Source organism: Streptomyces sp. NPDC090442, from assembly GCF_044769405.1.
Classification (GTDB): domain Bacteria; phylum Actinomycetota; class Actinomycetes; order Streptomycetales; family Streptomycetaceae; genus Streptomyces.
The window spans coordinates 1-913 of sequence record NZ_JBIVXW010000267.1 but is presented as its reverse complement, the minus strand read 5'-3'; the positions used below and the strand labels follow the sequence as shown (position 1 = coordinate 913).

Annotated in this window: 1 protein-coding gene; it reads right to left on the bottom strand. The window is 55.8% G+C overall.

The features are described from left to right. A partial coding sequence (locus ACIQU6_RS44930) for a hypothetical protein (RefSeq protein ID WP_403488542.1) occupies nt 1-278 on the bottom strand: 278 nt, incomplete at its 3' end. Nucleotides 279-913 lie beyond the last annotated feature (635 nt).

Below are 913 nucleotides of genomic sequence, written 5' to 3'. Positions count from 1 at the left end.
AACGAACAGCCAGCCAGAGCGATGACGAACAGGACTGCCAAAAGAAGATTGCGCATACAGGCTCTCGAGTGAATGTGTTCGTCGTCCGATGGTGATTCGCTTTCCATGCGGCCTAACGCCTGAGCTGAGCCGAGCCGCGCAGCGGCTTTGGCTTGATGAATTGTTATGCCCCAAAGCCGTCGAAGGTGGCTAACGCCTTCATCTACGGTTGAAAACCACACCTGCCGTAGCTGATCGCTCATCCACATATACCCAAGCCCAATTGCCTTGGAGGCCACCGACGTTCATGAGAGGGCGTGAAGGTTGATGTTGAGGCTCTGGAGATCGTCGCGAGCCAAGAGCTCTTGTCTCTGCGGTGGATACAGCTTGAAGAGATGTTCCGCAGGCAGCTTTGGATCAATCCGAGTCTCCTGGACACACCGTACAGCGCAAACTCCTGCGCCTCGACCTTGACGAGTGAAGGCACGAGTTCACCGACCACTCTCCCCACTGAAGTTCCGAGGCGAACGACCGTCTCATCATGCTGCTTCCAGAGCGCTTGAATCCCTTCTTCTGGATATCGCACGGCAGCCTCCCCCGAGCCGCGACGCCGAGTTCGCTTCCTCAACGGCATGTTGAACGGGATAAAACCCGTTGAAAAGTCCAGGCGTAACCCGTTGATCCGTAAGCCCGCGAAAGCCAATCCACTGTTCGGCAGTCCACGGGAAGGGAGAAAACGGAGAGGATTTGGCGAAGTTTTCGCCAAAACAGGGGCTGTGGGTATTTGACGAATCCACGACCTGACGACGAAAAGCTCGGAAATAAGGCTTTTCGTGAGACGTGGAAGAGAGACGCGGTTCCACTCCGAGGGAGTGGTGGAGCGTGGGCAACCGGAATCCAACTCTCTTGATTACCTACGGTTATCCAGCAGTGC